Below are 8,030 nucleotides of genomic sequence, written 5' to 3' on the forward strand. Positions count from 1 at the left end.
TCCGAGACACCTGCCGCCGCAACGGCGCCCCGTCGCGTCACCGTGCTGCCGGCTCGACTTAACTCCAGCCGCGCGAAAGCGGCTCTGCGGCTGGCGTGCCGATGCAAGCGTGCCGTACTTCACGGCTACAAGCGATCAGCCTTCCGGCCACCGTCAGTTTGGAAGGTGCCTTGCGTCGGCCCGGCGGATGGGTTGGCCCACGCGCTGAGCTGTCGTGCGGCTCGTTGCGAAGGGCGGAGCGTTGAGATTGAGGCCGCTCCATGTTCCGCTGTTGGCCGGTGTTGACCGCTGCATCGGGCATGGAGCGGGCACGCGGCGGAGATCCGTGCCGACCTCTGGTGAGAGGCTGTAGTCGTGGGACGGGACAAAGAGACCGCAGCGGGGTTGGCCGAGGAGCGCCTGGCTGAATGGCGTCGCCTTGGCTATGGCGAGTGGCGCGTGATGCTCGAAGACAAGGAGCTACGCCAGGTCGTCGGCGAGGACGGCAAGCGGTACAGCGTGGCCTGCCACGGCATTGATGACGGCGATGGGCGTGTCCGCATGGTGGTGGCCGTGGACGATGGGGGCTGGTCGGCGTTCGTACCGCTGGTGCGGCACGAGATCATGAATCCGGATGGCACGTTTGTCGTCGACTGACCTCTTCGTCCCGAATGAAAGATCGTGGCCCGCCGACCTGCTGCTACGCATGGCGCTAGCTGCGGAAACAATCTGTTAGCGTCCGTCAACATCCAGCGTTGTCCGCACCCGTAGTCACCCAGTCTGTCACCCGCCCAGGTCTATCCGGTAGGGGGAAGAACACCCTTCGCCGTATACCGCTCGCCCTCGTCGCCTTGGAGATTGGCCTGCAAGTCCTCGGCGAAGGTTCCGAACTCGCGGTAGGGGTCGCCATCGAAGTGACCCTTGATGTTGATCGCACCTTCGAACCAGGTCAGCGAAACCGGGCTTCCGTCCGTGCAGGTGTATTCGTAGATGGGCTGGCGGTCCTCACCCCAGCCAAGCCATCCGCCTACGCTAAGCGCGGGATTGCCATCCGCGTAGGACTGCCATTCGAGCAGGGTGATTGGCTGCCCTTCGCTCTCGTAGTACTCCTCGGCTCGGCTGATGTGAATCTCGTATCCCACGCTTCCTCCACGTAGTCAGCTCTCTTGCCAGGGAGGGACGCAGGATACAGGGGAGACAGATGCTGGCCGGAGGTCGTCAGCAATCCCCTCAAGCCGCGCCTGCCATCCTGTCTGCCGCCGACCCGCCCTCCGGGGAGCGGGCCGCCGCCCGGTCCGCCACGTCAAGCGGACCTTGACGGCTCGTACGGACGCTGGCGGGTCGGGCGGTGGTCTGCTCGGCTCGCCCGGGTCGTCGGCTGGCGGGATGGCCCTGCGCAACCACCCACGGACCGCAAGGCGCGCACGGAGCCCCGGCCATCCTGGAGTCGTTGCGCCCCCGCCGGAGGCGCAGTGACCGCGCCCCGGTGACCGGCGCGACTCGGCGCGCGGACCCGGCGTGCCCTCCCCTGCGCCGCGCTGCTCCGGCGCGGCGCGGCCGGCTGCCGGCCCGCGAACCTCAACCCCTCTCGGCGCTACCGTTACGGCGGCCCCCGGGTTCCCCGCTTTCCGCGCCAGCCGCCGGGCGTGTTGCGTGGCCGGCGTGGAGCGACAGCGGAGCGTCGGACGCGCGCCCAGGCGGCGGCGCGTGCGGCCCGTTGAGGGCCGCCTTGACGCCGAACCGACGAAACCGGCCAGCGCCAACCCGTACGCCCGGCTGCGGCGGTGGGCGCACATGCTCGGCTACGGCGGCCACTTCCTCACCAAAGGCCGCCGCTTCTCGGTGACGTTCCAACTCCTGCGCGACACCCGCATCGCGTACCGGCGGCACGAGGACCAGGCCCACGAGCACCCGACCGCCGGCGGCCCACCCGCCGACCGGGTCGGCGACGACACGCCCCTGATCGTCGGCACCCTCACCTTCGCCGGCGTCGGCTGGCACACCACCGGAGACGCCCTCCTCGCCAGCACCGCCGCCGCCCTCGCCCGCGAGCGACGAACCACCGGCCGCGAAGAACTCGCCCACGAACTCGGCACCGTCCCGGCCGGCGTCGCGCCGACTGCCGCTTGATCCCTGTCCCGCCACACGAGGAAGGCCAATCGTTTGGACACGACCTCTCCGATCACTCCTCGCGTGCTGCGCGTCGAGGAAGCCGCCCGAGCGCTCGGCATCGGCCGGTCGCTCGTCTACGACCTGATCCGCTCCGGCCGGCTGCGTTCCTTCAAGGTCGGCAGCCGCCGCCTCATCCCCGCCTCGGCCATCGACGAGGCAATCGCCACGCTCACGGAAGAAGCCGCCTGATGCCCAAACAACCCAAGCCCCGCCACCCCACCGCCCGCCGCAACCCCAACGGGGAAGGCTCTATCTACCAGCGCACCAGCGACGGCCGGTGGGTCGGACAGGCATACGTCCTCGCCACCGACGGCACCCGCAAACGCAAGTTCGTCTACGGAGCGACCTGGGAGGAAGCCCACGCCAAGCTCGTCGAGCTGAAGTCCAAATCTCAACGGGGCATACCCGTGCCTGACCGGGCCTGGATGCTGGCCGATTACCTGCCCTACTGGCTGTCGGCCTACGTCACCGACCTGAAGCCCACCACGGCACGGGGCTACGAAAGCGCTGTGCGGCTGCACCTGAAACCGGCACTCGGCAGCAAACGCCTCGACGGCTTGCAGGTCCAGCACGTCAAGGCGTTCATGGACGACTTCCGGCGCAAGTGCCTCTGTTGCACCAACGGCCTCGATAAGATCCGCCCTGCTGACCGGCGGTGCTGCTCCGTTGGCCGCTGTTGCCAGCGCTATCCCAGCGCGCGCCAGATTCAGTTCGTGCATGCGGTGCTGCGCAATGCGCTCCAACACGCCATGCGCGAGGAACTGGTATCCCGCAACGTCGCCAAGCTCGTCCGAGTTCCCTCCCCCCGCTACAAGGTCGGCAAGGGGCTATCCGTCGACCAGGTGCGCAAGCTGCTCGCCGCTGCTGAGGGACACCGGCTGCACGCCCTCTACGTCGTGGCCGCCACGATGGGCCTTCGACGCGGCGAACTGGTGGGACTGCGCTGGTCGGATGTCGATCTGGACCAAGGCACCTTGCGAGTGCAGCAGACGGTGCAGCGGGTCGCCGGGCAGCTCCACGTCCTGGACGCCAAGACCGAGGACTCGGAGGCGGTGTTGCCGCTGCCCGAGATCACCTGGCTCACTCTGCTAGAGCACCAGGAGCGCCAGGAGGCCGAGCGGGCCGCGCTCGGCGAGGTATGGGAGGACCACGGCCTGGTCTTCCCCTCCGAGCGGGGCACCCCGCTGGAGCCGACCAACCTCAGCCGTTCGTTCGCCCGGCTTCGGGAGGCTGCCGGCCTGCCTGGCATCGGTTGCACGACCTGCGGCACACGGTCGTGTCCCTGTTGATGGATCTGGGCGTTCCGCCGCACGTCGTCCAGGCGATAGCCCGGCACGCCGACGTCAAGATCACGCTCAAGGTCTACGCTCACGCCAACCTCGATGCGATGCGCCAGGCGCTCGGCAAGCTCGACGGGCGGCTGTCATGAGCCCGGCTGCTGTCAGCGTTGCTGTCAACCGGCTCACTCGCGGCGACGCCCGCCGAGATTCGCCTGGTGGTATTGGAGCCCCCGGCCGGGATCGAACCGGCGACATCTCGCTTACAAGGCGAGTGCTCTGGCCAGCTGAGCTACAGGGGCGCGTCGTGCCGTGGTCAGCATAGCGACTGGCGCCCGGAAATCCCGCTCAGCAGGGCTCCCGAGCACGGAAAACGTCAATTTCCCGTCGCCGCCGCCGTTGGATCGACACCAGAGGGCCCCGGGGGTGAGGGGATTGATGCCTCGGCGTGCCCGAGTGACCGGAATGCGTATGCCGTCCGTCCCATCCGGTGCGCCTCATCTTGGCAGGCTCGGAAAACCCGTTTACCGTGCAGTGACACGGACAACACTCCGGTCGGCCTCGGCTGCCCGGGCGACGGCCCGTTGGCCGGCACCTTGGGTGCCGGTCGCTCCTTCACTCGGATCGTCCGGCACGTTCCTGCCGGTGAAAGGAAGCGCTCCACCATGGCTACGGTCACCTACGCGAAGGCGTCCCGGATCTACCCGGGCACCGATCGCCCCGCCGTCAACCAGCTCGACTTGGAGATCGGCGACGGCGAGTTCCTCGTCCTGGTCGGCCCGTCGGGTTGCGGCAAGTCCACCAGCCTCCGGATGCTCGCCGGACTGGAGGACGTCGACGACGGCGCCATCTTCATCGACGACCGCGACGTCACCCACCTGCCGCCGAAGGCCCGCGACATCGCGATGGTCTTCCAGAACTACGCCCTCTACCCGCACATGACGGTGTACGAGAACATGGCGTTCGCTCTCAAGCTGCGCAAGACCTCGAAGTCGGAGATCGACCGCCGGGTCAAGGAGGCCGCCGGCCTGCTCCAGCTGGAGGAGTTCCTCAACCGCAAGCCGAAGGCCCTCTCCGGCGGTCAGCGCCAGCGCGTCGCCATGGGCCGCGCGATCGTCCGCGAGCCGCAGGTCTTCCTGATGGACGAGCCGCTGTCGAACCTCGACGCCAAGCTCCGCGTGCAGACCCGTACGCAGATCGCCTCGCTCCAGGCCAAGCTCGGGGTCACCACGGTCTACGTCACGCACGACCAGGTCGAGGCCATGACCATGGGTCACCGGGTCGCGGTCATGCTCGACGGCGTGCTCCAGCAGGTGGACACCCCGCGGGCGCTCTACGACACCCCGGCCAACGTCTTCGTCGCCGGCTTCATGGGCTCCCCCGCCATGAACATCAAGACCGTGCCGCTGTCCGACCAGGGCGCCGCCTTCGCCGAGATGAACGTCCCGCTCACCCGGGAGCAGGTCGCCGCGGCCCGGGCCGAGGGCGGCGACGGCAAGGTGACCGTCGGCTTCCGTCCGGAGGACTGCGACCTGGTCAGCCCGACCGAGGGCGGCATGCCGGTCGTGGTCGAGCTGGTCGAGGACCTGGGCTCCGACGCCAACGTCTACGGCCACGCCGCGCTCGAGGGCCACAACGAGCGCTTCGTCGTCCGTACCGACCGGCGCTCGATGCCGAACATGGGTGACACCGTGTTCGTCAAGCCGCGCCAGGGCCGCAGCCACGTCTTCCACGCCGCCACCGGCAACCGGATCTGACGTACGAAGAAAGGGGCGGCCCGCACGGCGGGCCGCCCCTTTTCGTGTCTGCTGAGCGCGTTACGCCTCGACGGAACGACGGCGGGCGACCTCGGCGAGGGTGACCGCGGCGGCGACGCTGGCGTTGAGCGACTCGACGTCGGAGACCATCGGAATGCTCACGGTCAGGTCGCACGTCTCGCCGACCAGCCGGGACAGCCCGCGCCCCTCCGAGCCCACCACCACGACCAGCGGGCCGACGGCGGCCTCCAGGTCGTACAGATCGGTCTCGCCGTCAGCGTCCAGGCCGACCACGACGAAGCCGGCGTCCTTGCACGCCTTCAGCGACCGGGTCAGGTTGGTGACCTGGGCGACCGGCACCCGCGCGGCCGCACCGGCGCTGGTCCGCCAGGCGGTCGCGGTGATCCCGGCGGCCCGCCGCTCCGGTACGAAGACGCCCTGCGCGCCGAACGCGGCGGCGGACCGGATCACCGCGCCGAGGTTGCGCGGGTCGGTGACCCCGTCCAGTGCGACCAGCAGCGGGGCGGCCTGCTCCAGCGAGGCCGCCATCATGTCCTCGAACGGCTCGTAGGCGAACGGCGGCACCTGGAGGCCGACGCCCTGGTGCAGCACCCCGCCGGTCATCCGGTCCAGCTCGGCCCGGCTGACCTCCAGGATCGCGATACCTCGGTCGGCGGCGGTCCGGACAATCTCCTTCACCCGGTCGTCGACGTCGATGCCCTGGGCCGTGTAGAGGGCGGTCGCCGGCACCTGGGCGCGCAGCGACTCCAGCACCGGGTTCCGGCCGACCAGCAGCTCCGGGCTGTCCTTGGCCGGGTTGGACTTACGGCCCGGCGCGACCCGGGGGCCGCCGCGAGCGGCCGGCTTGCCCTTGCCACCCCTGAGTGGGACGCCGGCCCGGCTGCCCTTGCCCCAGGTGGTGTCCTTGGTGCCCGGCTGGCCGATCTTGGGGGCACGCCCCTCCTCGGCCGAGGCGCGGCGCTCCTTCTCCTGCTTCCAGGCGGTGCGCTGGGGCAGCTTCTCGGTGCCCGAGTACGCCTTGTGCCAGGGCCGCTCGTCGGCGGGCAGGGTGCGGCCCCGGCCCGCGAGCGAGTCCTTGTTCTTGCCGCCGGAGCCCTTCGGGGCGCCCGCCTTCGGCGTCAGTCGCCGGCCACGGCGCTGCGAGTTGCCGGCCATCAGTCCTGCTCTCCAATAGTCCAACGGGGGCCCTGGGGGGTGTCCTCGACCACCACGCCGGCCTGCTTGAGCTGGTCACGTACGGCGTCCGCGGCGGCCCAGTCCTTGCGGCTGCGGGCCTGCGCGCGCTGCTCGAGGGCGAGCGCGATCAGGGAGTCCACCACGCCGCGCAGGTCGCCCGCGCGGCCGCCGCCGGCCCAGGCCGGGTCCAGGGGGTCGACGCCGAGGATATCCAGCATCGCGCGTACGGCGGCCAGCACCGTGCGGACGGTCACATCGTCGCCTGTCGTCAGCGCGTTGTTGCCGCCGGGCAGGAGGTCGTGCAGCACGGCCAGGGCGGCCGAAGTGTTCAGGTCGTCGTCCATGGCCGCGACGAAGCCGGCCGGGAGCTCGCCGAGCTGGCCGGCGCCGACCCGCTCGGCGGCCCGCTGGACGAAGCCCTCAATCCGCCGGTACGCGACGGCGGCCACGCGGAGCGCGTCCTCCGAGTAGTCGATGCGGGACCGGTAGTGCGCGGCGGCGTAGTAGTAGCGCAGCTCCACCGGGCGCACCCCGAGGGACGCCACGTAGTCGAGATCGAGGGTGTTGCCCAGCGACTTGCCCATCTTGGTGCCGCCGATGCCGAGCAGGCCGTGGTGCACCCAGTAGCGGGCGAACGGCAGGTCCGCCGCCTGAGACTGGGCGATCTCGTTCTCGTGGTGCGGGAAGATCAGGTCGAGCCCGCCGCCGTGGATATCGAACTCGGCGCCCAGGTAGCGCCAGCACATCGCGGAGCACTCGATGTGCCAGCCGGGCCGGCCCCGGCCCCACGGCGACGGCCAGTAGGCGTCCGCCGGCTCGTCCGGCTTGGCGCCCTTCCAGAGCGCGAAGTCGCGCGGGTCGCGCTTGCCGCGTTCGGGGGCCTCCCCGGCGGACTGCATGTCCTCCGGAGACTGGCCGGACAGCGACCCGTACGCCGGCCAGGAGGCCACGTCGAAGTAGACGTCGCCGGAGCCGTCGGTGGCCGGGTACGCGTGCCCGGTCTCGATCAGCCGCGCGATGAGCTGGTGCATCTCCGGGATGTGCCCGGTGGCGCGCGGCTCGTAGGTCGGCGGCAGCACGTTCAGCGCCCGGTACGACGCGACCAGGATCTGCTCGTTGGTGTACGCGATCGACCAGAACGGCCGATCCTGCTCAACCGCCTTGACCAGGATCTTGTCGTCGATGTCGGTCAGATTGCGGATGAAGGTGACCTCGAAACCGGACGCGATCAGCCAGCGGCGCAGCACGTCGTAGTTGACGCCGGAGCGAAGGTGCCCGATGTGCGGCGGGGCCTGGAGGGTGAGGCCACACAGGTAGACCCCCACCCTGCCGGCTTCCCGCGGGACGAAGTCCCGCACCGATCGGGTGGCGGTGTCATACAGGCGTAGCGTCACCGTACAAGGGTAGCCGTCCGCGCATTTCGAGGTTCCCGGGAGCCGGGTCGTACGCTGCGTGCTGTGGACACCGCGGCGCGCGCACCGGAGACGGCCCAGACCCTGGACCGGGGGCTGCGCCTGCTGCACCTGGTCGCCGACGCGCCCGCCGGGCTGACCGTGACCGAGGCGGCGAACCGGCTGGGCATCGGGCGGGCGGCGGTCTACCGGCTGGTCGGCGCGCTGACCGGGCACGGCATGCTGCGCCGGGACGG

At 70.3% G+C, this 8,030-nt stretch carries 9 protein-coding genes, 1 tRNA gene and 1 pseudogene; 7 read left to right on the forward strand and 4 right to left on the reverse strand.

What is annotated here, in order from left to right:
- Positions 1-354 precede the first annotated feature (354 nt).
- On the forward strand, positions 355-636 hold the full coding sequence (locus ONA70_RS32730) for a hypothetical protein (protein ID WP_265010357.1): 282 nt from the start codon (positions 355-357) through the stop codon (positions 634-636).
- Positions 637-776: 140 nt separating this feature from the next.
- Here the strand turns inward: ONA70_RS32730 and ONA70_RS32735 are convergent, their stop codons facing one another.
- Positions 777-1,121, reverse strand: coding sequence for a hypothetical protein (locus ONA70_RS32735; RefSeq protein WP_265010358.1), 345 nt, complete (start codon positions 1,119-1,121; stop codon positions 777-779).
- Between the two features lie 562 nt (positions 1,122-1,683).
- Here ONA70_RS32735 and ONA70_RS32740 point away from each other — a divergent pair.
- The 4 genes and pseudogenes from ONA70_RS32740 to ONA70_RS32755 all read left to right on the forward strand — a co-directional run.
- Positions 1,684-2,109, forward strand: a pseudogene (locus tag ONA70_RS32740) (replication initiator); the annotation flags it as partial.
- Between the two features lie 63 nt (positions 2,110-2,172).
- Positions 2,173-2,340 carry an excisionase family DNA-binding protein gene (locus tag ONA70_RS32745; RefSeq protein ID WP_240033038.1) on the forward strand — a complete coding sequence of 56 codons (168 nt, stop codon included), beginning with the start codon at positions 2,173-2,175 and terminating at the stop codon, positions 2,338-2,340.
- A complete protein-coding gene (locus ONA70_RS32750; protein WP_265010359.1) occupies positions 2,340-3,440 on the forward strand; it encodes a tyrosine-type recombinase/integrase in 1,101 nt (366 codons plus the stop codon). Before ONA70_RS32745 ends, ONA70_RS32750 begins: the two co-directional genes overlap by 1 nt.
- Positions 3,440-3,580 carry a hypothetical protein gene (locus ONA70_RS32755; protein ID WP_265010360.1) on the forward strand — a complete coding sequence of 47 codons (141 nt, stop codon included), beginning with the start codon at positions 3,440-3,442 and terminating at the stop codon, positions 3,578-3,580. The genes ONA70_RS32750 and ONA70_RS32755 overlap by 1 nt, the downstream gene beginning before the upstream one ends.
- A gap of 73 nt (positions 3,581-3,653) precedes the next feature.
- Here ONA70_RS32755 and ONA70_RS32760 read toward each other — a convergent pair.
- Positions 3,654-3,730, reverse strand: a tRNA-Thr gene (locus ONA70_RS32760).
- A 363-nt stretch (positions 3,731-4,093) separates the two neighbouring features.
- Here ONA70_RS32760 and ONA70_RS32765 point away from each other — a divergent pair.
- Positions 4,094-5,185 carry an ABC transporter ATP-binding protein gene (locus ONA70_RS32765; protein WP_265010361.1) on the forward strand — a complete coding sequence of 364 codons (1,092 nt, stop codon included), beginning with the start codon at positions 4,094-4,096 and terminating at the stop codon, positions 5,183-5,185.
- A gap of 60 nt (positions 5,186-5,245) precedes the next feature.
- On the opposite strand, the gene rlmB is transcribed toward ONA70_RS32765, so the two are convergent.
- Positions 5,246-6,361, reverse strand: a complete 1,116-nt coding sequence (gene rlmB, locus ONA70_RS32770) for a 23S rRNA (guanosine(2251)-2'-O)-methyltransferase RlmB (RefSeq protein WP_265010362.1) — start codon at positions 6,359-6,361, stop codon at positions 5,246-5,248.
- Positions 6,361-7,776, reverse strand: a complete 1,416-nt coding sequence (gene cysS / locus ONA70_RS32775) for a cysteine--tRNA ligase (protein ID WP_265010363.1) — start codon at positions 7,774-7,776, stop codon at positions 6,361-6,363. Before cysS ends, rlmB begins: the two co-directional genes overlap by 1 nt.
- A gap of 63 nt (positions 7,777-7,839) precedes the next feature.
- Between cysS and ONA70_RS32780 the strand changes: the two genes are divergently transcribed.
- Positions 7,840-8,030: helix-turn-helix domain-containing protein (locus ONA70_RS32780; protein WP_265010364.1), on the forward strand; the 191-nt coding region annotated here is incomplete at its 3' end.

The organism is Micromonospora yasonensis, assembly GCF_026013475.1.
Classification (GTDB): domain Bacteria; phylum Actinomycetota; class Actinomycetes; order Mycobacteriales; family Micromonosporaceae; genus Micromonospora; species Micromonospora yasonensis.

Coding starts and splice junctions, on each gene's coding strand:
- rlmB (WP_265010362.1), bottom strand. CDS start 6,361: ATGGCCGGCAACTCGCAGCGCCGTGGCCGGCGACTGACGCCGAAGGCG.
- ONA70_RS32750 (WP_265010359.1), top strand. CDS start 2,340: ATGCCCAAACAACCCAAGCCCCGCCACCCCACCGCCCGCCGCAACCCC.
- ONA70_RS32765 (WP_265010361.1), top strand. CDS start 4,094: ATGGCTACGGTCACCTACGCGAAGGCGTCCCGGATCTACCCGGGCACC.
- ONA70_RS32755 (WP_265010360.1), top strand. CDS start 3,440: ATGGATCTGGGCGTTCCGCCGCACGTCGTCCAGGCGATAGCCCGGCAC.